Source organism: Symplocastrum torsivum (assembly GCF_059505465.1).
In genome coordinates this window covers 1-23,216 of the sequence record NZ_JCACKQ010000047.1, presented here as the reverse complement: position 1 = coordinate 23,216, position 23,216 = coordinate 1, and the positions used below count along the sequence as shown (strand labels likewise).

At 46.2% G+C, this 23,216-nt stretch carries 20 protein-coding genes; 11 read left to right on the top strand and 9 right to left on the bottom strand.

Annotated features, from left to right (window positions below; translation table 11 throughout):
• Window positions 1-45: 45 nt before the first annotated feature.
• The 3 genes from AC5JL3_RS16010 (at window position 46) to puuE (ending at window position 2,326) form a co-directional block, all read left to right on the top strand.
• Window positions 46-678 (top strand): PD-(D/E)XK nuclease family protein, encoded by a 633-nt coding sequence (locus AC5JL3_RS16010; protein ID WP_496075422.1) that lies wholly within the window; start codon window positions 46-48, stop codon window positions 676-678.
• Window positions 671-1,252, top strand: a complete 582-nt coding sequence (locus AC5JL3_RS16005; RefSeq protein WP_496075421.1) for a Uma2 family endonuclease — start codon at window positions 671-673, stop codon at window positions 1,250-1,252. Before AC5JL3_RS16010 ends, AC5JL3_RS16005 begins: the two co-directional genes overlap by 8 nt.
• 153 nt (window positions 1,253-1,405) lie before the next feature.
• The gene (puuE, locus tag AC5JL3_RS16000) at window positions 1,406-2,326 is read left to right on the top strand and encodes an allantoinase PuuE (protein WP_496075420.1); all 921 of its coding nucleotides are present in this window, start codon (window positions 1,406-1,408) and stop codon (window positions 2,324-2,326) included.
• 57 nt (window positions 2,327-2,383) lie between these two features.
• Here puuE and AC5JL3_RS15995 read toward each other — a convergent pair whose 3' ends face one another.
• From AC5JL3_RS15995 to AC5JL3_RS15980, 4 genes are all read right to left on the bottom strand, one after another.
• Window positions 2,384-2,737: a DUF5615 family PIN-like protein gene (locus AC5JL3_RS15995; protein WP_496075419.1), complete on the bottom strand. Its 354-nt coding sequence runs from the start codon at window positions 2,735-2,737 to the stop codon at window positions 2,384-2,386.
• Complete coding sequence (locus AC5JL3_RS15990) at window positions 2,734-2,970, bottom strand: DUF433 domain-containing protein (RefSeq protein ID WP_496075418.1); 237 nt, start codon at window positions 2,968-2,970, stop codon at window positions 2,734-2,736. Before AC5JL3_RS15990 ends, AC5JL3_RS15995 begins: the two co-directional genes overlap by 4 nt.
• Before the next feature lie 101 nt (window positions 2,971-3,071).
• Window positions 3,072-4,520, bottom strand: coding sequence for a DUF2079 domain-containing protein (locus tag AC5JL3_RS15985; RefSeq protein ID WP_496075417.1), 1,449 nt, complete (start codon window positions 4,518-4,520; stop codon window positions 3,072-3,074).
• A 156-nt stretch (window positions 4,521-4,676) separates the two neighbouring features.
• Window positions 4,677-6,152 (bottom strand): hypothetical protein, encoded by a 1,476-nt coding sequence (locus AC5JL3_RS15980; RefSeq protein WP_496075416.1) that lies wholly within the window; start codon window positions 6,150-6,152, stop codon window positions 4,677-4,679.
• 270 nt (window positions 6,153-6,422) lie between these two features.
• Here AC5JL3_RS15980 and dxr point away from each other — a divergent pair, with 270 nt between their 5' ends.
• On the top strand, window positions 6,423-7,613 hold the full coding sequence (dxr, locus tag AC5JL3_RS15975) for a 1-deoxy-D-xylulose-5-phosphate reductoisomerase (protein ID WP_496075415.1): 1,191 nt from the start codon (window positions 6,423-6,425) through the stop codon (window positions 7,611-7,613).
• 443 nt (window positions 7,614-8,056) lie between these two features.
• Window positions 8,057-9,040: an alpha/beta hydrolase gene (locus AC5JL3_RS15970; RefSeq protein WP_496075414.1), complete on the top strand. Its 984-nt coding sequence runs from the start codon at window positions 8,057-8,059 to the stop codon at window positions 9,038-9,040.
• A 78-nt stretch (window positions 9,041-9,118) separates the two neighbouring features.
• Here AC5JL3_RS15970 and AC5JL3_RS15965 read toward each other — a convergent pair whose 3' ends face one another.
• Together AC5JL3_RS15965 and AC5JL3_RS15960 are read right to left on the bottom strand one after the other, a co-directional pair.
• On the bottom strand, window positions 9,119-9,358 hold the full coding sequence (locus tag AC5JL3_RS15965) for a hypothetical protein (RefSeq protein ID WP_496075413.1): 240 nt from the start codon (window positions 9,356-9,358) through the stop codon (window positions 9,119-9,121).
• Between the two features lie 295 nt (window positions 9,359-9,653).
• Window positions 9,654-10,235: an HD domain-containing protein gene (locus tag AC5JL3_RS15960; RefSeq protein WP_496075412.1), complete on the bottom strand. Its 582-nt coding sequence runs from the start codon at window positions 10,233-10,235 to the stop codon at window positions 9,654-9,656.
• 140 nt (window positions 10,236-10,375) lie between these two features.
• On the opposite strand from AC5JL3_RS15960, the gene AC5JL3_RS15955 reads away from it, so the two are divergent.
• Window positions 10,376-10,591, top strand: a complete 216-nt coding sequence (locus AC5JL3_RS15955; protein ID WP_192219646.1) for a hypothetical protein — start codon at window positions 10,376-10,378, stop codon at window positions 10,589-10,591.
• A 340-nt stretch (window positions 10,592-10,931) separates the two neighbouring features.
• Window positions 10,932-13,016 (top strand): thioredoxin domain-containing protein, encoded by a 2,085-nt coding sequence (locus AC5JL3_RS15950; protein WP_496075411.1) that lies wholly within the window; start codon window positions 10,932-10,934, stop codon window positions 13,014-13,016.
• A 60-nt stretch (window positions 13,017-13,076) separates the two neighbouring features.
• Here AC5JL3_RS15950 and AC5JL3_RS15945 read toward each other — a convergent pair whose 3' ends face one another.
• A complete protein-coding gene (locus AC5JL3_RS15945) occupies window positions 13,077-14,921 on the bottom strand; it encodes a peptidoglycan D,D-transpeptidase FtsI family protein (protein WP_496075410.1) in 1,845 nt (614 codons plus the stop codon).
• A gap of 87 nt (window positions 14,922-15,008) precedes the next feature.
• Between AC5JL3_RS15945 and AC5JL3_RS15940 the strand changes: the two genes are divergently transcribed.
• Entirely contained in the window at window positions 15,009-16,214 is a 1,206-nt protein-coding gene (locus AC5JL3_RS15940) for an RNA-guided endonuclease InsQ/TnpB family protein (RefSeq protein ID WP_496075409.1), read from the top strand.
• Window positions 16,215-16,256: 42 nt separating this feature from the next.
• On the opposite strand, the gene AC5JL3_RS15935 is transcribed toward AC5JL3_RS15940, so the two are convergent.
• Both AC5JL3_RS15935 and AC5JL3_RS15930 read right to left on the bottom strand, forming a co-directional pair.
• The gene (locus AC5JL3_RS15935) at window positions 16,257-16,778 is read right to left on the bottom strand and encodes a hypothetical protein (protein WP_496075408.1); all 522 of its coding nucleotides are present in this window, start codon (window positions 16,776-16,778) and stop codon (window positions 16,257-16,259) included.
• Window positions 16,779-17,014: 236 nt separating this feature from the next.
• Window positions 17,015-19,363: a GAF domain-containing protein gene (locus AC5JL3_RS15930; RefSeq protein WP_496075407.1), complete on the bottom strand. Its 2,349-nt coding sequence runs from the start codon at window positions 19,361-19,363 to the stop codon at window positions 17,015-17,017.
• A gap of 363 nt (window positions 19,364-19,726) precedes the next feature.
• Between AC5JL3_RS15930 and AC5JL3_RS15925 the strand changes: the two genes are divergently transcribed.
• The 3 genes from AC5JL3_RS15925 (at window position 19,727) to glgB (ending at window position 22,985) form a co-directional block, all read left to right on the top strand.
• Window positions 19,727-19,864, top strand: a complete 138-nt coding sequence (locus AC5JL3_RS15925; RefSeq protein WP_192219642.1) for a hypothetical protein — start codon at window positions 19,727-19,729, stop codon at window positions 19,862-19,864.
• A 255-nt stretch (window positions 19,865-20,119) separates the two neighbouring features.
• Window positions 20,120-20,410, top strand: coding sequence for a hypothetical protein (locus tag AC5JL3_RS15920; RefSeq protein WP_348259004.1), 291 nt, complete (start codon window positions 20,120-20,122; stop codon window positions 20,408-20,410).
• A 280-nt stretch (window positions 20,411-20,690) separates the two neighbouring features.
• Window positions 20,691-22,985, top strand: a complete 2,295-nt coding sequence (glgB, locus tag AC5JL3_RS15915; protein ID WP_496075406.1) for a 1,4-alpha-glucan branching enzyme — start codon at window positions 20,691-20,693, stop codon at window positions 22,983-22,985.
• The last annotated feature ends 231 nt before the right edge of the window (window positions 22,986-23,216 follow it).

The window sequence follows — 23,216 nt, the reverse complement described above, 5'->3', positions numbered from 1 at the left end:
AGTAGTTGAGTTATGCTTCATCTCAAAAGAAGTAGGATGCGGTTTATGGTTCAGGTCATTCAGGCTGAGAAAGTAACATTATATGATTTAGTAAAAAAGTTTAAGTTAAGGCGGTCTGAAGACGAGCAATTTTTTCAGGAATGGCAAGGGGAATTACCTGAACTAACTGATGGAGAAAGGCAGCGATTAGATCGGGTTAAGCAGAGCTATCTCAACTTAATCATGCGTCCAATGCTGGAGGATATGGTAAAAATGGTCGTGCTATCACCCCTGTTGGATTTAGCGGGCTTTTATCTACCACCCTTTTACAGCCAAAGTGAGGAATCAGTAGAGATTGTTGAGCAGGATGAAGAGGTTGTTATCCGAGGCAAGATTGATGTTTTGGTGTTGCAAGATCGGTTTTGGGTAATTGTCATTGAGTCGAAACGCGCCGGACTGTCTCTAGAGCCAGGAATTCCGCAGGCTTTAGCTTATATGTTGGCAAGTCCTCAACCTGAAAAGCCTCTGTTTGGTTTGGTGACGAATGGAAGTAATTTTATTTTTCTTAAAATGATTCAGCAAGAGGTTCCACTGTATGCGTTATCGGATGAATTTACGTTAAGGCGGGGTAATGATTCGTATACAGTTTTAGGAATATTAAAACGGCTGAGTCAGCTATTCATTCAAAAAAATGAATAAGATCCGCTTACAAGCCATGACTGTTACCACCTACAAATGGACAATTGAACGCTATCACCGGGCGATTGATGCTGGGCTGTTTGACGATCAACCCGTCGAGCTATTGCGCGGAGATCTTGTAGTTATGCCGCCAGAGCGAGAACCCCACGCCTACTACAACAGTGAAGTTGGCGATTATTTGCGGACATTGCTGGGCAATCGGGTCAAAATCCGCGAGGCGCACCCCATCACCCTGCCCCATGACTCCGAACCCGCCCCAGATTTGGCAATAGTTAAACCACTGGGAGCAGTCTATCTAGAACACCATCCCTATCCAGATGACATTTTTTGGCTAATTGAGTTCTCAAACACTACTCTCAGCAAAGACCTGAACGAGAAAAAAGCTGTCTATGACGAAGCAGATATTGCTGAATATTGGGTAGTAAATCTTAAGGATAAGGAACTTACAGTCTTTCGAGACTTAGAGAACGGGCGCTACACCACCGAACAAACCTTCAGAACTGGGGTTGTGTCTCCTCTTGCCTTTCAAGATGTGCAGATTCAGGTGCAACGACTGATGAATCAATACCAATAGAAAACAAATAATATGGTCAGCCAAACCAATGAGCGGGTCTTAAGTTGACACCAATGAATGCCATTGGCTCCTACAGCAATGAATTTGCCAACAGCTTACAGCACCAGAGATGCAATTATAGTTACTGTCAACTCGTGTTCATCTACTTGTCTCATGACCCAGCCTTACCCGCGTGACTTAATTGGCTATGGGGCAAACCCACCTGATCCAAAATGGCCTGGAGGCGCTCGCCTTGCCCTGCAAATTGTAATGAACTATGAGGAGGGGTCAGAATACTCGATTCCTGATGGTGATAATCGCTCAGAAACGTATCTTTGGGAAGTGCCTGGTGCTTCGATGGAATCGGGGAGGCGAGACTTAATTGTTGAGTCGGTTTATGAGTATGGGAGTCGGGCAGGATTTTGGCGGTTGATGCGCTTATTTGCCCAACGAGATATTCCTATTACTGTATTTGGTGCGGCACTGGCGTTAGAACGAAATCCAGAAGCAGCAGATGCGATCGCAAAAGCTGGATATGATATCTGTTGTCATGGTTGGCGCTGGATTGGCTTCCAAAACATGAATGAAGTCGAGGAACGCGCACAAATGCGTTGGGCGATTGAGTCATTGCAGAAACTAACGGGTGAACGTCCTCTCGGTTGGTACTGTCGTTATGCGCCTAGTGTTAACACCCGTCGCTTAGTTGTTGAGGAGGGTGGCTTTCTTTACGACTCTGATGGCTATAACGATGACTTGCCTTACTGGGTAGAAGTTGAGGGGAAGCCACACTTAGTAATTCCCTACACTCTAGACAACAACGATATGAAGTTCTGCGTTGCGCCTGGATTCAACAGTGGCGATGACTTCTTTACTTATCTCAAAGATGCGTTTGATGTGCTTTACCAGGAAGGAGAAACAGCCCCCAAAATGATGTCTGTTGGGTTACATGCGCGGTTAGCAGGGCGTCCTGGGCGTACAGCAGCGTTGGTGCGTTTCCTCGATTATGTCCAGAAGCATGACAAGGTTTGGATTTGCCGCCGTCTGGATATTGCTCGACACTGGATGGAACATCATCCTTACCAACCTAAGCATTAATCGTTTTAACCGCTACTGTATCAATATTCCAAAAGGCTTTGCACAATTTTCGGATGATTATTGATGGACGATTAGAGCGTTACGGCTTAACTCAATGTAGTTGTGTTGCTCAAGTAGTTCAACAAGTTGAGAAAGATTGTTGAGAAATAATGCCTCTAAATCAGAGTTTTTTATATTGCCTGTTGTCACTAATAGCAACTTATAGGGCTGTTGACGAATCAGGAACGATTCCAAAAAATCCAAATCTTTTGTAATCACAATTCGTTCCTGCTCCAGCGAAATTTGGTTAATCGCAGAATCAGGAGTTGAATTTTGACGGGGTAACTCTCGTGTGTGCAACACATCATGCCCTACATCTCGCAAGCGATAGGCTAAGCGTAACGGCAACTGAGCATCCACCAAAAACTTCATGAGGCAAATTTGTAAATGCTCTTAACCTGACTAAGCCTTGCTGCAAATAACAGTGAAGCTAAGATATCTTCTGTTTCCAAGTCGTCATAGTCTTCTAAGATTTCCTCCGTTGTCATACCAGAGCTAAGTAGCTCCAGCAAAAACTCAACCGGATATCTCAGATTCCGAATACAGGGCTTGCCATGACAAATATCTGAATTGAGGGTGATTCGTTGTAAAAGATTCTCGTTCATTTTCCTGATTCTGCTGATTGTTCTAAACACGCTTGCAAGGCTGTCTTTAGTCCGTGAAGGTAGGCTTTGTTCCTATAGCCGCAGATTTGATACTAACGAAACTATGAATCAGCAACCTTTTCAAACACAAATACATCATCCCGCTGATAACGCAACTGAAACTCTGGCGTTTGACTAAGCCGCTTTACCAAATTTGTCCCAACTTCCATAGGCAGCCCTAAGCCAGGGTAACGGACATTGAGTACAACATACCGAAACTGATTTAGGTCTGCTGATTCTGAACCCGGAAAAGCTGCCTTGATTAAGGTACGGTGAGTAAGATGAGGGGCAATATGAGCGGATGCTAAAACACCTTCTTTTGTTTTTACCACTGCGATCGCATCTTTTGTAGCTTGCCAAGTCTCAATCGGACGCAAATACCGACTCCAGAAATAACCAAACTTCGCTAACGCTAAAAAAGCTACCAACGACCAAAGTATTATCTCTCGTTTGTTGCGTAACAAGCCTTTACCCGCCGCCAGCGTTGCAATTACCGACAACAAAAGAAAGGGTAAGACTGGTAGAGAATACTGATGAATTAAATCCCGTTGATAAGGGTAAGCCGCAAGAATATTCATCGTTAGCGCCGGAATCGCGGCTACCAACGGTGTTAAATAGCGAGGTGAAAGTCCCCAAATTACTGGCGATAGCAACAACGCTAAATATTCCAGCGTACCGAGGGAAAAGATTTTTCCTAATACTAGATTTGGCTTGAATAAGAGATTTTTCGCAATATCCAGTACCGAGTCTCCTAAATAGGCATAACGAAAGACAGCCGCTGCCTCTGTGCCACTGAATCTAGGGATGATTATTTGAGTCGCAATAATAAACCAAGCGACACCCGCTACAATTGAGATCGCACCACAAACTCGTTTCTTCTCAAAGACAAGCAGCCATACTCCCATCGCTACCACGGTTAGGGAAAGCGCCGCCTTACATCCCAACACAAAAAGGATGGCACAACAGAACCACGCTACCTTCCCCAATCGTGCCGCCAAAACTGCCCCTAAGATTACCGATACAGCCATGACTTCTGGGTGAAAGTCAAAAATATTGAGATTGAAAATCAACGGGTACAACAAATACACTGCTGACATTGCTGTTGCTTGCGACTCTTTCAACCCCGCCTGACGCGCCAGATGCCAAATGGGTAGCGCACCTAACGACAAACCAATGGCTTGCACCGCAAACAACCAGTGAATCGTCGGGTAAATTTTGTACAGCAAACCCAGCAGGTAGACAGAATAAGCAGTATGGTTGCCGAGATGATGGAACCCCAAGAACGAAGAAATTGGGGGTTGTCCTTGACTCATCAGGTAAATAACTTGGTCATAAATCCCCAAATCAAACGCTGATGATTGAAACAAGGCGTGTCGCACACTGCTACACACAAATAAAATCAAAGCATTGACACCAATCATCCAACCAACAGCCTTTGGCATTAACCTTGTTCTAGTTAGTTTCTCGGTATCGTTACCGGATGCTTTGATACTGTCAGCCGATGACTCCATACTCTCCTCGCAACCACTGAATGACCGAAAATCTATTTTATTGGAGTGCGAACTCTTGAGTGAGGCTTTGATTCTTACTCCCCTTCCCGATTCCGGGAAGGGGTTGGGGGTTAGGTTATTGTGATGTACACGCGCGTAACTGAAAACCGCTACGTTTCAACCAAGCCATTGATTTTGTCCATAATTCACCCATTGTTCAACCAAAGCGATCGCACTAACCCAAATAAACAACCATAAGGCAAGGTTCGTTCTTTTACCCGGAATACAGCAACAAAGATATCCCAGCGTCAGGAAGAAGAAGGGAAGGCCGAAGCTATATCTCCCCAAACTATAAAGGCGATCGCGTGTGAAAAAGATTAGAAGTGAGTGGAACACCGCGAAGTAGGCACAAAACCAAAACAGATAGTTATGACTCAAGCTTTGGGCAAAATCCGATGTGACAAGCTTACTTAGAGAACTAGCACCTCTAGATGCCTTAGACCCATTGGGTTTAATTTTGTCCCATATTCTTTGATTGCTCCCCCCTTGACACGGGGGGTGTGAAATTTCGTCTTGCCTCACCCAATTAGTATTACTCCTTAACCTGAGATAATTAGCTATATAGGTTACTACAAGTAGCGGTGGATATAAAAATAAAATCAGCCACAGCGGCGACTGAGGAATCCACATTAAGGGTTCTTCATTTCTAACCTTGAAGTAAACCAAGAACAGCGAAAGCACTAAGACTAATATCGGGAAATACAACCCATACAAGTCAAATAAAGGAGATTTAGGGAAGAGCAAGAGTTCTAAATGCAACCCTAATTTAGTACCCCAAAGCGATTGATCGGTGAACGGAGCAAAAAAGCTTCCTCTCGAATGCAGACAAAACAAACCATAGGGTAAATAGCCTATTACTGTGGCAAGGCAAAGGGTAATGGTAATTTTAATTTCTTCACCATAATAATGAGCGTTTGTCAATAGACTGCTTCTACTTCGACGTTCTAATCGCAACCAATCAAATAAATAAATTGTTCCCAATGCAGCAATTGAGGAAAAGATAAATGGCATTAAAATCGGTCGAGTTAAAGACATAACAAACGTTACGCCAAATACTAGAGCGAGTCGAAGTGTTTCATGTAAACGACTTTGACGTAAGCAACACCAAATAAAAATAGCACTAAGGATAGTAAAGAAACTTTCTGTATAACCGATGACTCGAAAAATTGCCATTGGACTTAGCGAAAATGCTAAAACCACGAGAAACGCTAAGCTTTGGTGGTTTAAAGCTTTCTTGAAAATCCACACTAACAGTGGAAGAGAGATAAAGAAGAGAACAGCAGAAAGCACCAAAAAAGCATAAGCTGCTTGCTCTACACTCTGAGGATGAAAAAGGGTACGAATCAAAAGCGGCCAGAGAGGATAGAAGGCAATACATTGGTTATTCAATGCCAGCTCTGCATAACCTTTTAAATCCCAGTAGTAACTAACACTCTGGGAAGGAGGAATCGGATCGGGGACTAATTGAACTGGAGAAAAGAATTTATAAAACGTATTAGGATTAATCAACATCCCCAAGGCTGCACAAAGAAGAAAGGCACCACTAATCAGCAAAGATGAGTTGACTATTTGGCTGATTTTTTCCTTTGTCATTTCAGTCTTTATGGATGTGCTATCCAGCAAGATGGGAAAATGCGATCGCTTACTCCGGTAACAAGGCTGTCCAGGACTATCACTGCTTATCCCTAAATGAGGCAACAAGCCAAATAACATTCTGTCAGCAGTGCCCAAAGGCACAATAGCTTAAATATAGGCTTGTAGAATACGGTCTATCCCAGACTCCTTAAGTTTTTTCCATAGAAGCTTGCGAAGAATTAACCCAAAGAATTTTATAGTGGAGTGGCGTCTAATTTTAAAAGCATTGTGAAAGCGATTACTCTCCTCGGCTCCACCGGCTCTATCGGTACTCAGACGTTAGATATTGTTGCTCAGTATCCTGACCAATTCCGGCTTGTTGGATTGGCAGCAGGGCGTAATGTTGAAATGTTAGCGTCTCAGATTCGGCAATTTCGACCAGCAATTGCTGCCATCTGTATAGAAGAAAAGTTACCAGAACTCAAAGAAGCACTTGCCGACCTCGATCCCCAACCAATTCTCCTAGCTGGTGAAGCTGGGGTTGCAGAAGTTGCCCGTTACGGGGATGCTGAAACTGTAGTGACTGGTATTGTTGGCTGTGCAGGTCTGTTACCAACTATTGCTGCAATTGAAGCAGGTAAAGATATTGCGCTAGCGAATAAGGAAACTCTGATTGCTGGTGCCCCTGTTGTGCTGCCACTGGTTGAGAAATATGGAGTCAAATTATTACCCGCAGATTCAGAACATTCTGCAATTTTTCAGTGTCTTCAAGGGGTTCCAACGGGGGGATTGCGGCGGATTCTGCTGACTGCCTCTGGGGGGGCATTCCGCGATTGGCCTGTAGAGAAGTTACCAGAGGTTACTGTTGCTGATGCTTTGAAGCATCCAAACTGGTCAATGGGGCGCAAAATTACAGTAGACTCCGCCACGTTGATGAATAAAGGCTTGGAAGTAATTGAGGCTCACTTTCTCTTCGGCATGGACTACGACCATATCGATATTGTCATCCATCCCCAAAGTATTATTCACTCGTTGATTGAGCTACAAGATACCTCAGTTTTAGCGCAGCTAGGGTGGCCAGATATGCGCTTACCGCTACTATATGCGTTATCCTGGCCCGATCGCATTTATACCGATTGGGAACAGCTAGATTTGGTGAAGGCTGGAAATCTCACGTTTAGGGAACCCGACCATCAAAAATATCCTTGTATGCAACTCGCTTATGCCGCAGGACGTGCGGGGGGTTCCATGCCAGCGGTGTTGAATGCGGCAAATGAACAGGCAGTGGCGTTATTTCTAGATGAGAAAATTGGATATTTGAATATTGCGCGTCTGATTGAACAAATATGCGATCGCCATCAAACAGATAACTGTCCGAATCCTTCCTTAGATGACATCCTAGCCGCCGATCAATGGGCAAGACAGGAAGTGCTAAGAGCCAGTGAAATTTTGGAGAAAGGTAAGCTGCTCAACATTTAACTTGCTTGCTATAACTCAGCTCTTCCAGCAAGTTATTATTACCCCACCTCAGCCCTGCCTTTGCAAGGGGGGGGCTGATTCCTTCTCCTCCAGATCCACCAGCACCCTAACGAGACTTATACGAAAATTTAGAAGCAATAAAGGCAGAATCGAGACATGGTATAACAGAGCCAAAACGGAGACGTATAAGCCTTTCGACCTTTTGCCTTCTGCCCCCTTCCTTCTGCCTTCTTGCACTAGTGAGATACGCGAACTTTCATCTCTTCTCCTAAATGACGTTGATATAGTTTAATTGCATCATTTTATTCTTCAAAGTTGAGAGGAAATGATGTTCATGATTACTCATCAAACTGAAATCATAAGTTATGTGTTTTGGAGATTTGCGAACTGTTTCAAAGCAGTGATAGGATGATCCGGATTTGAGTAGCTGACATTTGAATATCATGACTGTTCGGGCACTTTTCCAAACTGCTAAAGTTGAAACTGCTGCTTCACCCTATGACACCATTCAGCTCAAGGTTTTCTACCCAGCCCAGATGTCAGGCAGTGATCAAGAACAGAATCTGGGTGTTGTTCCTGCTGATTCTCAACAAGCTCCATTCAAGGTTGTCATTGTTTTCAACGGGATTAACTGTGGACCTGAGTTGTATCAATGGTTGGCAGTTAAATTGGCGGATCGTGGACTTGTGGTCGTTACCTTTTCTTGGATTGCCGAGAATTTACCCGGCATGGTAGCGCTCACTCCAGGGGTTGACCTGAAGATGTTGGCTCCAAACGTCTACGGTACAGGACCAACAGCCTCTGCTTTGCCCGCTTTACTGGCAGCACTAGAGCGGTTACAAGCTGAAGGGGTTTTAGCTGGTTTGCTCGATTTAGACCACATTATTCTGGGTGGGCACTCGGCTGGAGGTAGAGTAGCCATCGAAAGTGCAGACTCGCGGTTTCATCCACAAGTGGCAGCCGCTTTTGCGTATGCTGCTCATACCGCAGCAATTGTACAGCTAGGGTATGCATCTGGCACAATCCTCCCTTTACCGGATTCCTTACCTCTACTCCTGATGGGGGGAACCTGCGATGGAGTCATTGCGAACAGCAGTCATCCCTATGGAGTGGCGTGGGAACAGGCGACAACTCCAGTGATGCGTACTTTCCGGGAAGCGATCAAAGGCGGGAGAGATGATAGTTATCTACTGCTTCTGGAAGGAGCCAACCATTTTTCTGTCGTCGATCCGTTTGATGCTACCACGGGTAGACCATTTCTAGACTTTCCAGCAACCCAACCAGAAGACCAACTGAGAAATTTGATGGCGGAAGCGATTGGTTTATTTATTGATGCTCATGTTCATTCTCAGCCAACCGCTCTCGACGCGCTAAATCAAAGATTAGGTTCTACCCATCCTTTGATCGCATCGTTCGAGCGCAAGTAGATTGCGATCTGAAAACTGGTTGATTGTTTTAGAAGCTTAGTCTAACTGATGCTGTTGTTCAGCATGAGCGATCGCTTCCTACAGAGAGGACAAAAGCCCTATTGTCGAATGATCCAGTGTTGAATCCGGTGGAAATACAAAAATTTCTGCACCGTGAAGCAATGCCTGATGATAGATTTTTATTGCCTCAGCCAAATTGGAAAATGTAATGGGAACCCAGCGATCGTCATAAGAATAGATTACGACTTTGGTTGCTGCAAATTCTTCTAGCGGGAGTGGATTTGTCCAGGGTGAAGCCACGACTGATGAATCTTTCAATTAGTACAAGTTTCTTTACTTACTGTGACTGTCATACATCTGTAATAAGCTCTATCTAAAGGACTAGGTCTAAAGAGATATTTTTGAAGAAGAAAGGGAGAATTCAGGAGCGATTAATTTCACTCTAAAGAGAGAAAAGTAATACATCAGTAATGTGCACGAATTACGCTTGTATTGCAAAAAGTATTTAAAGTTAGTTTACTTTTTGTCGAAATTTTCAGTAGTCATTAATGATGAACAGAGTATAGAAAAAGCAGTTGGTTTAGAAAAGAGCGATCGCTAACTTTTTTGCTTATTATTCATTCGCTCGAATGCCGACTAAGCGTTCTAGTTCATCCACGACGCGCTCAAATTCTTCAACCAGAGGGGTTGACCCAGCCGTGTGAAACGCCTTAACTAAAGAACGGTAATACCAAAGTGTGCCTTGCTTGCCGCCTTGGAAGCGTTCCCAAACTGCATCTCCTAAAAGGCGATAATCCTTGAGAATTGACCAGACATTGTGCAGCTTGTCGGCTGCTGACACCAAACGGACTGAGGCTGATGCTGTGGGAATGTGAGCAATATAAGCCTCCTTGCGCTGTAGCCAAGGCGGTTTCGGTGTTTGGTCGGAGTCAGTACAACCATCAACAATCTCTGTCACAACATCACCAAAGCAGCGGCGAATTTCTTCTCGTGTTGCAGCACCACCTTGGTCTTCAATGGCATCATGAAGTAAAGCTGCGATCGCTTCATCTTCATTTGCCCCATACTCTAGAGCGATACTCGCCACACCCAGGAGGTGGGAAATGTAAGGAACTCCACCGCCTTTCCGAGTTTGGTTGACGTGCAACTGCGTGGCAAAGGTTAGAGCATCTGTAAAACGTTCCGAAAGCTTCATGAGAGCAATTCACGAATAGGTTAAAAAAGGCTGAGATTCTGCCCGTAGTGAACCAAAGCATTAGATAAGCTAATGGTGTCACAGTCTGTTCGGTGTTGGTTAATTTACTCATCCCTGTTGAAAGAGCTGTTTTTAAAACTATGTCTTCTTTAGAAAAACGCTTAGAAGCGTTCCGCCAATTGCCTCTAAGGGCGCAACTGGCTCTCATTGCCTCCTCTCGCGCCAACCCAGTTTTGGGCAAGAATCAGGAGTACATCGAGGGTTTGGAGCGTGTTCATGCTGAGTGCCTACAAGCATCAACACCTCAGCAGAAGTCTGCCTATGAAAAAGCGAAAGCGAATTTGACATCAAATTGAAACTTGGAGGGGAGAAAACTTAGTGCAGCGCGGCGGAAATAACTATCCAGTTGAACATTGGCTAAACGGCTTACTGTACAAGCATTAAGGCTTCTGCCTTCTGCATAAGAGCCTCCTGCCTTCTTCTTGCACTGAGGAGTTGTGGCTCACACACGCGATTACCCCACTCCTACAACATTAGCTAAGTCGAGTAGTGCTTCCTAGCCCCACCTTCTGTTTGAGCGTCCTTCTTGAACCCTGCTGTCTCTACTCCAGCCAAGAGGATTACTCACGCCCCTCATACACTGACTCTCCAGATAGCCACAAAGCGCGTCTACTCAGTTTTTAAGTATCTGTTCCCATGACTAACCGCCTTGTTCAAACCCAAAGTCTTTATCTTCGTAAGCACGCTGAAAATCCCATAGACTGGTGGCCTTGGTCTGATGAAGCGCTGGCAACCGCTAAGGCAAACAACAGACCGATTTTCCTTTCCATTGGTTACTCTAGCTGTCACTGGTGTACGGTGATGGAAGGAGAAGCCTTTTCCGATCCTGCGATCGCGCAGTATATGAATGCTAATTTCTTGCCGATCAAAGTGGATCGGGAAGAGCGACCAGACATCGACAGCATTTATATGCAAGCCTTGCAGATGATGACAGGGCAAGGAGGTTGGCCGCTTAATGTTTTCCTCACCCCTGATGACTTAGTGCCGTTTTATGGAGGCACCTACTTTCCTGTAGAACCACGCTACGGACGCCCTGGATTTTTACAGGTACTACAAGCGATTCGCCGCTTCTACGACATCGAAAAAACTAAGCTACAAACATTCAAAGAAGAAATTCTGCTGAACCTCCAGCAGTCAGCCATGCTCCAAGCATCCACTCAGCTCAGTGATGAGTTACTAGAGCGTGGCATTGAGACGAATACGGGCGTAATCAGTGGAGGAAGTTATGGGCCAAGCTTCCCGATGATACCGTATGCTGAGCTTGCCCTACGGGGTACCCGGTTGAGTCATGAATCTGAATATGATGCCTATCAAGCCTGCGCTCAGCGAGGATTAGACCTAGCAAGGGGAGGTATCTATGATCACGTTGCTGGTGGTTTTCACCGCTACACCGTTGATGCGACTTGGACGGTACCCCATTTTGAAAAAATGCTCTATGACAACGGGCAGATTGTCGAGTACCTAGCGAATTTGTGGAGTGCGAGTGTTCAAGAACCGGCATTTGAACGTGCGATCAGAGGAACAGTACAATGGCTCAATCGGGAAATGACTGCCCCTCAAGGCTTCTTTTACGCTGCCCAAGATGCCGACAATTTTACGACTCCTACAGCTACTGAACCAGAGGAAGGAGCGTTTTATGTCTGGAGTTACACAGAACTGGAACAACTCCTCACTTCATCAGAACTCGCAGAACTTAAAAAGGAATTTACAGTTACACCTGAAGGCAACTTTGAGGGGCACAATGTTTTACAACGCCGCCACTCTGAACAACTCAGTGAGACGTTGGAAGCTGCTTTGGCAAAGCTCTTTGAGGCGCGTTATGGTTCTAATCCTGAGGCATTAGAAACCTTCCCACCAGCCCGAAACAATCAAGAGGCAAAAACGAACAAGTGGTCAGGTCGGATTCCACCCGTCACGGACACGAAAATGATTGTCGCCTGGAATAGCTTGATGATTTCCGGCTTAGCACGAGCCTACAGTGTGTTCCATCAACCGGATTACTGGGCATTAGCCAATAACGCTGCCAAATTTATTTTGGACAATCAATGGGTCGAAGGGCGTTTCCACCGACTCAACTACGATGGTCAGCCTTCAGTGCTAGCACAGTCTGAAGACTACGCTCTGTTTATCAAAGCCCTCCTAGATTTGCATCAAGCAAGTTTGTCAGTTGTCATTGGCACAACAAACAACGAACAACAAACAACGAACAACTGGTTAGAAAAAGCCCTCAAGGTACAGGAAGAGTTTGATGAATTCTTGTGGAGTGCGGAACTGGGTGGGTATTACAACTCGGCGACTGACACCAGTGGTGACTTGTTGGTGCGGGAGCGTAGTTATGCTGACAATGCGACACCTTCTGCCAATGGAGTAGCGATCGCAAATCTAGTTCGTCTTGCTCTACTTACTGAAGACCTCCAATACCTTGACAAAGCGGAGCAATCCCTACAAGCGTTTAGCAGTGCCATGAACCAGGCTCCTCAATCCTGTCCAACGCTATTTACTGCCCTAGATTGGTATCGCTACTGTACCCTGCTTCGCTCTAACAGTGACCAGCTAACGTCCCTAATTGCTCAGTATTTGCCTGTGAGTGTCTATCAGTTAGAAACCAATCTGCCTGAAGGCTCTGTGGGCTTAGTCTGCCAAGGACTCAGTTGTCTTGCACCAGCTCACTCTCCAGAGCAGCTATTGAAGCAAGTACAGCAAAGTCAAACTAGAGATTAGTTCGCTAGGGCAGAATTGCCACCAGCGCGAATGAACATCCCCTGCCCAGCCTCCCTTCCTTTAGTTCAGCGGTAGCGGCTGAGTAGAGTTCATCGGTGGCACCTGAGTAGAGTTCATTGGCTCTGGTAACTGACTGGGTGGAATTCGCTCAATGGCAATTAGGGCTTCAATCACCGACTTAACAATCGGTGCAGCGACGGTTGAACCAAAAACATCTCCTTTCGGTTCATCAACTACAGCTAGAACCACATAGCGAGGAGATTCCACCGGAAAAATCCCGACAAAGCTGGTAATTTTAGCATTGCTGTAATAGCCGCCTGTCGGGCTAGCTTTCTGAGCGGTACCCGTTTTTCCGGCAATGCGATAACCCGGAACTTGAGCATTGCTCCCTGAGCCTTCACGAACCACGCTTTCCATCATGGAAAGAACCGATTGGGTGGTTGTTGGAGAGAAGATTGGACGCGCCGCACTCAGACGAGGCTGCCAATGCATTTGCCCTTTGCTATCAAATAGCCCCTGAACCACATGAGGAGTCACCAACTTGCCTCCATTCGCCAAAACACCGTGCATCTGAACGAGTTGCATCGGCGTTAAGGAAAAGCCCTGACCAAAGGCAGTGGTAGCGGGTTCAATTGCTGAAGTCGTAAACTGCCGCTGACTTTTGAACTGCCCCGGTGCCTCGAAGGGTAAGTCAATTTCAACCTTATGCCCCAGTCCTAGGCGTTCTAGCCAACTGTAATAGAGATCTGGCTTCATTTGTCGGATAATCCGAACCATGCCGATATTGCTGGAATGCTCAAGGATTTGGGTGACGCTGAGCATCCCACGAGCGCCGATTGACTCAAAGTCATGGTTGGCAATTGGCCACTTGCCGATTTGTATCCGCCCCGTGTCGTTGAACAGGCTGTCGGGTTGGATGGCTCCAGTTTCTAATGCGATCGCAACATTCAGGGGCTTGAACGTCGAACCGGGTTCATACAAGTCTGTCAGCGCCCAGTTTTTAAATAGACCAACATCAAAGTTGTAGTACTGATTGGGGTTATAGGTCGGCTCAGAAACCAGCGCTAATAAAGAACCATCCCGCGCATCCATAACAATGACCGTCCCCCGCTCAGCATTAAACTGCTCAATTTTTTGCTTGAGAGCAAAGCGAGCAGCTCTTTGGAGGCGGCTATCGAGCGTCAACTGCAACTGTAAATCATCAAAGTGCAAAAATCCCTCTGGAACATGATCTGGCATCAGTGCGCCATTGCCAGCACGACTGAGGCGAATCGTGCGAACCGCACGTTCTAGTAAGTTTTCCTGAGAGTATTCCAATCCTGCCTGACCACGATGATCGACATCAACGTAACCCACTACATCAGCCGCTAAATCCTGCTGGGGATAAAGGCGGGAGTATTGCCGAATCAGCTCTAAACCATCGACTTGCATCGCGGCAATCCGGTCCGCAACGTCTTCAGTCAGTGCCCGACCCAGGCGAATTCCACTGTTTTTTTTGTCAAATAGCTTCTCCAAGTCGCTTACTGTCTTCCCGATTAAGGGAGCCAGGATTGTTGCCATTTTCTGCTTGGAGATCTTGAAAAACTTTGGATGGGCGTACAGGGTATAGACGGGTCGGTCAACTGCCAAAACGTTGCCATTGCGGTCAACAATTGGACGACGCGGGACAAAGGGACGTAACGATACCATCTGCTGCTGACGTGCTTTCCCCTCTAAGAGTCGTGCCTGGTCAACTTGCAGCCGATACAAGTTTAGGAGTAGCCCGATGCTGCCTGCCATCATGAGTGCCCAAACCAGCAGCAGTCTGAGCTGGGGCAGCTTAGTGGGTTTTGAGTTTTGTGAAGGCGTTCCTCCGTGAGGTGCTTTGACCTTAGAGCGGTCAGGCTCTTTTAACTCATAACTCATGATTCGTTACCAAAAAATTGGGTATAAAGCCCCGTCCTTCTAGGGCGGCTTTTATGATAAACTTACGCCAGTTGCGTCAGCGTAATCATGCTGGTATTCGAGGCAAAACTTGAGGGAACAAAGCAGCAGTATGAACGGCTTGATGAAGCCATTCGTACTTCTCGTTTTATTCGCAACAGTTGCCTCAGACACTGGATGGACAACAAGGGAATCGGGAAGTACGAGTTGAGCGCATATTGCGCTGTTCTCGGCAAACAGTTCCCGTTCGCTGGCAAACTTAACTCTCAGGCTCGGCAAGCTTCTGCTGAACGGGCTTGGAGTTCTATCGCTCGGTTCTACGACAACTGCAACAAGGGCAGACCAGGAAACAAAGGTTTTCCACGTTTTAAAAAACATCAAACTCATGGCTCTGTTGAGTACAAAACCACAGGGTGGAAGCTGCTCGTTGATAGGCGAACTATCACGTTCACTGATGGGTTTGAAGCTGGAAGTTTCAAAATGTGGGGAACCCGTGACCTGCACTTCTATCAGTTGAAGCAGATTAAGCGAGTGCGGGTTGTCCGTCGAGCTGACGGATACTACGTTCAGTTTTGTCTCGACCAAGAACGAGTAGAGAAGAGACAGCCAACGGGTAAAACCATTGGGTTGGATGTTGGCTTGACTCACTTCTACACCGATTCCCACGGGCAAACCGTTGAAAATCCCCGTCACTTGAGAAAGTCGGAGAAATCGCTCAAGCGTCTTGGTCGCAGACTTTCCAAGACTCTTTATGGTTCTAACAACAGAGTCAATGCGAGAAATCGTTTGAGTCGAAAGCACCTCAAGGTAAGTAGGCAGCGTAAAGACTTTGCCGTAAAGTTGGCAAGGTGCGTCATCCAGTCTAACGACTTGGTTGCCTATGAGGACTTGCAGGTGCGGAATATGGTTAGGAACAAAAAACTGGCTAAGTCTATTTCCGATGCTGCATGGTCGGCTTTCCGAGATTGGTTGGAATATTTTGGGAAGGTATTTGGTGTGGTGACGGTAAGCGTGCCACCTCACTACACCAGTCAAAATTGTTCTACTTGTGGGAAGGGAGTCACCAAGTCGTTGAGTCAAAGAACTCATAGATGTCCTCATTGTGGGTTCGTGTTAGACCGAGACTGGAATGCAGCTATCAATATCCTTGAAATCGCACTCCGTACCGTGGGGCACACGGGAACGTTAAACGCCTCTGGAGACATCGACCTCTGCATTGGTGAGGAAACTCCTCAGTGTAAGCCGAGTCGGGGAAAGAGGAAGCCCAAAGAGTAATCTTTGGAATCCCCGTGCGTTCACGCCGGGGAGGATGTCAACTCAGTATCCCAGTGGTGTAGTTGCCTTTGACTCTGGTTTAGCTGTTGAAGTTGGAATAGTTTGGGCTTGGCGTTGAGGTGCTGGTGGCAGAAAAATTGTGTTGCTTGGGTTAGGCGTCACTAGCCCTGTCGCTGGGTTTTCGGCTTGTTGCGCTAGTTGGTCTTTAATCACTGCGTTCGTTGTCGTTAGATGGCGTTCATGACGTTGCAGTGTTTCTAATTTCCGGTACTCTTTTGTCCACTGCTGCTGTGTATAAACTGTCCACGAGTAGATTGTGAGGGTAGTGGCAACCAAAATGAATGTTACAACGTCGGAGCTACGCTGCAAAAACAATAGTGATGAGAGCCAAATTGGTGTTTGCTGTCGCGAGGCGTTGAGTTTTTCTACCTTCTTGCCAGTGTTTCTAGACGGTACACTCACGGTTGATGAGAGCGTTGCCCTTGATCGCGTCCCCTTGGAGTTGGTCGCTTGTCGTCTGGGTTGATGTCGTTGGGGTAGAACTGAGCGAGGGACAGCGTTCATAAGCATTTCACCGTTCTTAGGTTGGAAGTTATCTCAAGTCCATTGGATCACGTCAGCTAGGCGTTGTTGCTTTTTGTCCGTTATCTGATGCAACAGAGTCCTGACTGGGAACCTATGTCTACTACCCTAAACAAGGTGTATCTAGCAATTCCCGTAAAGAGCGAATAATGATAGCAAACGTGATACTAGCGATCGCAAAAATGCAATTCGCCTAAAACTCGATAATCGAACTCATCCTAACATCCGCTGTTGGTGGCAGCAGCTACTGAATGTCGGCTAGGGGCTTTAGATTTGGCTTGAGACATAGTAGTCATCCCTGCATATGAAGATGGCTCTGATGTCAAGAATTGGGGATGCTTCACTGGAATTTCAATCAGGAACGTAGCACCTTGACCTAGCTGAGATTGACAGTCTATTTGACCATGATGTTGGTTGACAATGGTTTGATAAGTGACGGTTAGACCCAATCCTCTACCTTGACCAACGTCTTTGGTTGTGAAAAAAGGCTCAAAGATTCTCGGCTGAATTTCCGGCTTAATTCCTGGACCATTATCGGCGATCGCAATTTGTACTCGACCCCCTTGTCCCGAATTAAGACTGGGAACCCACGTTGTCCGCAGCGTAATGACTTTCGTCGGATCAGCCAACCGGTTGAGTGATTCAATGGCATTCGTTAGGATACTCAAAAAGGCTTGGTTGATCTGCTTGGCATAACATTCCACTGGCGGTAAGTTGTCGTAGTATCGCTCTACCTGAATTTTGCCGACAAGTTGACTGTGCAAAATCAACAGTGTACTTTCCAATGCTGCATTGAGATCAACTGGTTTTACAGGGGCACCATTGGTGCCAGAAAACTTCTGCAATAACTGCACAATCTCCTGAATCCGTTCTGCCCCCGATTCCATAGACTTCAGGATTTTGGGTAAATCTCTGAGTAAAAAATCGATTTCTGCTTCCTGCGTCAATTGTTGGATTCCGTCAGGTGGGTGGGGATAGTAAGCTTGGTAGGCTTGTACGAGGCGAATTAATTCACTTACATAATTTTCAACATAAGGAATGTTGCCGTAGATAAAGCCAACGGGGTTGTTAATTTCATGAGCCACACCAGCAATCATCCGACCCAAGCTTGACATTTTTTCACTTTGTATCAGTTGGGCTTGAGTTAGTCGCAGTTCCTCGATCATTTCTGCCATCTTCTGCGCTTGCAGGGCACTATGGGCAGCTTGCTGCTGAGTGCAGGCATACAAATAAGCCTGTTGCAGGGAAATTGCCAATTGATCGGCTACGGCTTCGGCAAGTTGTTGGTCATTTTTTGACCAGTACCGGGTCTGCGAACACTGATTGATATAGAGTAGGGCGTGGAGTTTGCCGTTCGCTTGGACGGGGATGACAAGCGATGACTTAATCTGAGTCTTTTGGTATTCAGGATTCGCTTTACCAATCCGCTCATCTTGGGTAATGTCTGGAATCATTACCAATTGACGATGCTGGATTACCCACTGGGTTATGGGTCCGTTGATATCGAAGACTTCTAGGGAAGGGGAAAACGGCTGGCGGCAAACTTCGTAGATATGCTTGCGCCGGAATGCGCCACAAGCAAAAGTTCTAGGGCGTTCTGAGTTAGCTTCAATAATTTCAGGGTTGTTGAGGTCTTCAACGAGGTGAACAAGGCATCGGTCTGCCTCTAGTACCTCCAACAGTTGTGCGATCGCTTCCGTTAAAATTATCTCTGGATCAAAACTCTGACGGGTTTGACGGGTGATTTGATTGACTAGCCGTTCTCGAATTGCCTGTTTTTGTGTTTTTTCGTAAAGCTTAGCTTGACGGATTGCAATTTCTAGTGGCTCAGCAATCGACTCTAAAAACTCAATTTCCCCCGCCGACCAACGACGAGGTTGTTCTGAAAGACAGGCGATGAACCCGATTCCTTCGCTGGTGGCAGTAACGGGAATCAGTACGCTAGCTCTATATCCCAGTACAGGATGATTTGCACAAAGGTGATTTTCTTGCGTTGTCAGCTCCCCTGAAGCACTTAATAAGGCTTCTCCTATCATCTTGTCGGGAGCGACTAGAGGTAGTCCATCTAGGCTATCCCCACATCCGCTCAGGTTGCTTTCCTGCCCGAAGGATTGTCGGTTTGCCCCAAGGACATAACTCGCTTGCTGAGGCTTTTTGTTGCGCCAATGCTTTAGCCAAGGGAGTTGTTGAGCTAGCAAACCCAGCGATAATGATTTTGGCTTAGATGGCTCGATGCCATTGTTCACAATCCGCTCGCCAGCTACGAGTGCGGATGCGATCGCTCCAAAGCGGCATAAGGGATAGTATCCCAATAGCGATGTTTTTCGCTTGTTATTCCACTCACAGACTACCTGCACTCGCTGCGTGTCTTTGAAGTACCATAGGAAGCTACAGCTATCTAAATTGAGTAAGGTACCTACCTCATCAGCCGCCGTTTGGAGGACTACTTGCAACTCCAAGGAATTGCGGATACGGTCAACAATTTTTTGGCTAAGTACGGCTTGCAGTCTGGGATACCTGATCCAGGCTTGGAAAAATTGAAAAGCATAATTAGCGATCGGGAACACAATGCCTCCCTTGAAGAATACTCCGCACCCACCTTAACTCGTTCATTTTGGGCAGCGAGAAGAATTCCAATTTTCAAATCAACCTAAAGACGACTTCCCAAACTGACATATCTATGTAGGATATCAGGTTACTCTTACGAAAAGTTGTAGTCTAGACTACGAAAAACGCCCTCTACAGAAAGCGTAGACCCAGGAGTAGGGATTTACGAGGCTCAAGCTAGGCATAAAGAAGCATAAATTTAAAAAAAGCCGATCTTTCTAAAGAAATAGAGTAAAAAATAATTCTTCATGCTAAAACTGTAGAATTGTAGATGGACTGGCATAACATCTCTTTTGATGCCAGCCGTGATAAAAGAGGAGTGTATGAAGAAATTAATTGGTTTAGCTCTCGTGTTTGCTCTAGCTACTACCTTAGGTGCCTGCCAGTCAGGTGAAGGTGGTACTGGCGAAACGACCCCTGCTGATTCTCCGGCTGAGTCTCCAACTACATCGCCTAGCTAGTAAGAAGCGCGATCGCGCTACGTTCGGTCACAAGCCAAGAGACTCGCTCTTTAGATTGATGGCGACATTCAGACCCTTGTCTGGTGTCGCTATTTTGATTAAGGAGCGTGGAAAGGTTGGATGAACTACGGAGTCATTTTTAGCGTGCTAGATGTGAATAGTGCGTTTTTGGCGACATCTTTAGTTATTGTCGAAACGCACAGATGGTACTGGACGAGCAAGCAGGTTGTGGATGGTTAAGAGGCAAGCTAGGCAATGAAACAGAGCGGATTCTTGAGTTTGGTAATCGGACTATCGTTCGTTGTGGCTGAACCCGCTTTTTGTTTGCCACCACCGGAAGATGTGCCAGAAGAGGTGTTAAGAACGGAGATTATTACCGAAGCGCGATCGCCTATTGATGGTAAGGTACTGACAGCCGCCCAATACGCGCAACTGCAAGCCAAGTTAGCGCAGCGCCCCACCTCGCCTGAATTGAACCCACGAATCCAGGAATTAATTTTTCTGTTGCGTCTGCGCCATCTGTTCCGAACACTGACTCCGCTTTAACAAAAATTCCACTCATCAACCCAAGACGAAAACTATCTTGGGGGTAATCGTAATCTTATTCCTGCTCAATGGGTGAGGGTCTTATTTCTGCTTGAATCTTTTCCCTTCTGCCCTCTGTCCTCTTCCTTTTGCCATAAATACCTCTCTGGCTAGTGTTCTAGCCCCTAATTCGCCAGTATTGTCGGTAAAAATGTGTACAAAGCAATAAATTTGTATATAAATATTAAAATTGTGTTGTGTATGGCGCTCTTGCTCCCCGTTTATAGAGGTAGATAGCTTGATGTCCCCGATAATTGCCCCTGAACAAGTTGACCGGATTGTCTGGAATCAACATAATGACCCGTTTGAAATCCTTGGTCCCCATCGAGTTGAGCAAAATGGGAAGACTAGCTGGGTAGTGCGGGCTTATCTACCAAATGCGGAAGCGGCTTGGGTGGTTCGTCCAGAAGAACGGCTGGAATACCCAATGCATTCTGTTCACCATCCTCACTTTTTTGAAGCAGAAATTGAGACACCTGAACTGGCAAATTACCAGCTACGGCTCAAGGAAGGTGAGCATGAGCGAGTTATCCATGACCCTTACGCTTTCCGTTCTCCTCTTTTAACAGACTTCGATTTACATCTATTTAGCGAAGGCAATCACCACCGCATCTACGAGAAACTGGGCGCACACGCAACAGAAATAGACGGTGTAAAAGGTGTCTACTTTGCCGTTTGGGCACCTAACGCTCGTAACGTTTCGGTTTTGGGAGATTTTAACGATTGGGATGGGCGCAAACACCAGATGCGTAAAGGTTCAACTGGGGTTTGGGAACTCTTCATTCCCTCCCTTGGTTTTGGGGAACATTACAAATACGAAATCAAAAACTTTGATGGGCATATTTACGAAAAATCTGACCCTTATGGCTTTCAGCAAGAACCCCGACCGAAAACTGCATCAATTGTTACTGACTTAGATGCTTATCAGTGGCAGGATTCTGACTGGATGGAGGGTCGGCGACATACGGATGCTTTAACTCAGCCGATTTCTGTGTATGAGGTTCACTTGGGTTCTTGGCTTCATGCCTCTTCAGGAGAACCAGCTAAGCTTGAGAATGGGGAAGAGCCTGTAGTAGTCGTTTCGGAACTCAGACCAGGGGCACGTTTCCTGACCTATCGAGAATTAGCGCAGCAGCTAATTCCTTATGTAAAGGAACTCGGATTCACCCATATTGAGCTACTACCAATAGCGGAACATCCCTTTGATGGTTCTTGGGGTTATCAGGTGACGGGCTATTATGCTTGCACTTCCCGCTTTGGGACACCAGAAGATTTCATGTATTTTGTTGATCAGTGCCACCAAAATGGGATTGGTGTGATTGTGGACTGGGTACCGGGACATTTTCCTAAAGATGGTCACGGGTTAGCGTTTTTTGATGGTACTCACCTTTATGAACATGCCGACCCACGTAAGGGGGAACATAAGGAGTGGGGAACTCTGGTATTCAACTATTCCCGCAATGAGGTGCGTAACTTTTTGGTGTCGAACGCTCTGTTCTGGTTCGACAAGTACCATATTGATGGAATGCGGGTGGATGCTGTGGCTTCGATGCTCTACCTGGACTATTGTCGCCCTGCTGGAGAATGGTTACCCAACCAGTATGGAGGTAGGGAAAATATTGATGCGGCTGATTTCCTCCGTCAGACGAATCACACTATCTTTAGCTACTTTCCCGGTATCCTCTCGATTGCTGAAGAGTCAACAGATTGGCCGATGGTGTCTTGGCCGACTTATGTGGGAGGACTGGGCTTTAACTTGAAGTGGAACATGGGTTGGATGCATGACATGTTGGATTACTTCCACATGGACCCTTGGTTCCGCCAATTCCATCAGAACAACATCACGTTCAGTATGTGGTACAACCACAGCGAGAACTATATGCTGGCGCTTTCTCATGATGAGATTGTCCACGGCAAGAGCAATATGCTGGGCAAGATGCCAGGAGATGAGTGGCAGAAGTTTGCGAATGTCCGCTGCTTGTTTGCTTATATGTTCACTCACCCTGGTAAGAAAACTCTCTTCATGAGTATGGAGTTTGGGCAGTGGAGTGAGTGGAATGCTTGGGCGGATTTGGAGTGGCATTTGTTGCAATTTGAGCCACATCAAAAGTTAAAGCAGTTTGTCAGTGACCTCAACCAACTGTATCGCACTGAAATTGCGCTCTATACTCAGGATTTTGCCCAAGAGGGGTTTGAGTGGATTGATTGTAGTGACAATCGCCATAGCGTGGTTGCCTTTATTCGTCGTGCTAAGGATTCTGACGAGTTTATTGTTACGGTTTGCAATTTCACACCTCAACCTCATAGTCACTATCGGGTTGGTGTTCCAGAAGTTGGATTTTATACGGAACTCTTCAACAGTGATGCCCGTGAGTATGGTGGTAGCAACATGGGAAATCTAGGAGGCAAGTGGACAGATGAATGGTCGTTCCACACTCAGCCTTACTCGTTGGACTTGTGTTTGCCACCGTTAGGGGTATTGATTTTGAAGCTAAACCGAGAGAAGACGAAGGCAGCAATGCAGCAGACTGTGTAAAGCCCTACATTAGTTTGACAAAAGACTAAAAGCGAATACATAGCGGTTTTCAATTGTACGCGCAGTACAGTTTTAACCTCTCTCCTACAAGGAGAGAGGCTTTGAAATTAGCCCCCTTCCCTTGTAGGGCTATCAATTACAGGACTTACGCAATATCCTTCCTTGAAACACCATTTGTAGGGGCGCAAGGCTTTCATTGGTGTCAACTTAAGCGAAAAAGGAGCAGGGAAG

What these genes read in the sequence shown, in the direction of transcription:
- AC5JL3_RS15950 (WP_496075411.1), top strand. Translation starts at nt 10,932, where the DNA reads ATGACTAACCGCCTTGTTCAAACCCAAAGTCTTTATCTTCGTAAGCAC.
- AC5JL3_RS15990 (WP_496075418.1), bottom strand. Translation starts at nt 2,970, where the DNA reads ATGAACGAGAATCTTTTACAACGAATCACCCTCAATTCAGATATTTGT.
- AC5JL3_RS15955 (WP_192219646.1), top strand. Translation starts at nt 10,376, where the DNA reads ATGTCTTCTTTAGAAAAACGCTTAGAAGCGTTCCGCCAATTGCCTCTA.
- AC5JL3_RS15960 (WP_496075412.1), bottom strand. Translation starts at nt 10,235, where the DNA reads ATGAAGCTTTCGGAACGTTTTACAGATGCTCTAACCTTTGCCACGCAG.
- AC5JL3_RS15920 (WP_348259004.1), top strand. Translation starts at nt 20,120, where the DNA reads ATGAAACAGAGCGGATTCTTGAGTTTGGTAATCGGACTATCGTTCGTT.
- puuE (WP_496075420.1), top strand. Translation starts at nt 1,406, where the DNA reads ATGACCCAGCCTTACCCGCGTGACTTAATTGGCTATGGGGCAAACCCA.
- AC5JL3_RS16005 (WP_496075421.1), top strand. Translation starts at nt 671, where the DNA reads ATGAATAAGATCCGCTTACAAGCCATGACTGTTACCACCTACAAATGG.
- AC5JL3_RS15995 (WP_496075419.1), bottom strand. Translation starts at nt 2,737, where the DNA reads ATGAAGTTTTTGGTGGATGCTCAGTTGCCGTTACGCTTAGCCTATCGC.
- AC5JL3_RS15970 (WP_496075414.1), top strand. Translation starts at nt 8,057, where the DNA reads ATGACTGTTCGGGCACTTTTCCAAACTGCTAAAGTTGAAACTGCTGCT.
- AC5JL3_RS15980 (WP_496075416.1), bottom strand. Translation starts at nt 6,152, where the DNA reads ATGACAAAGGAAAAAATCAGCCAAATAGTCAACTCATCTTTGCTGATT.
- AC5JL3_RS15940 (WP_496075409.1), top strand. Translation starts at nt 15,009, where the DNA reads ATGCTGGTATTCGAGGCAAAACTTGAGGGAACAAAGCAGCAGTATGAA.
- AC5JL3_RS16010 (WP_496075422.1), top strand. Translation starts at nt 46, where the DNA reads ATGGTTCAGGTCATTCAGGCTGAGAAAGTAACATTATATGATTTAGTA.
- AC5JL3_RS15985 (WP_496075417.1), bottom strand. Translation starts at nt 4,520, where the DNA reads ATGGAGTCATCGGCTGACAGTATCAAAGCATCCGGTAACGATACCGAG.
- AC5JL3_RS15925 (WP_192219642.1), top strand. Translation starts at nt 19,727, where the DNA reads ATGAAGAAATTAATTGGTTTAGCTCTCGTGTTTGCTCTAGCTACTACC.
- AC5JL3_RS15945 (WP_496075410.1), bottom strand. Translation starts at nt 14,921, where the DNA reads ATGAGTTATGAGTTAAAAGAGCCTGACCGCTCTAAGGTCAAAGCACCT.
- glgB (WP_496075406.1), top strand. Translation starts at nt 20,691, where the DNA reads ATGTCCCCGATAATTGCCCCTGAACAAGTTGACCGGATTGTCTGGAAT.
- AC5JL3_RS15935 (WP_496075408.1), bottom strand. Translation starts at nt 16,778, where the DNA reads ATGAACGCTGTCCCTCGCTCAGTTCTACCCCAACGACATCAACCCAGA.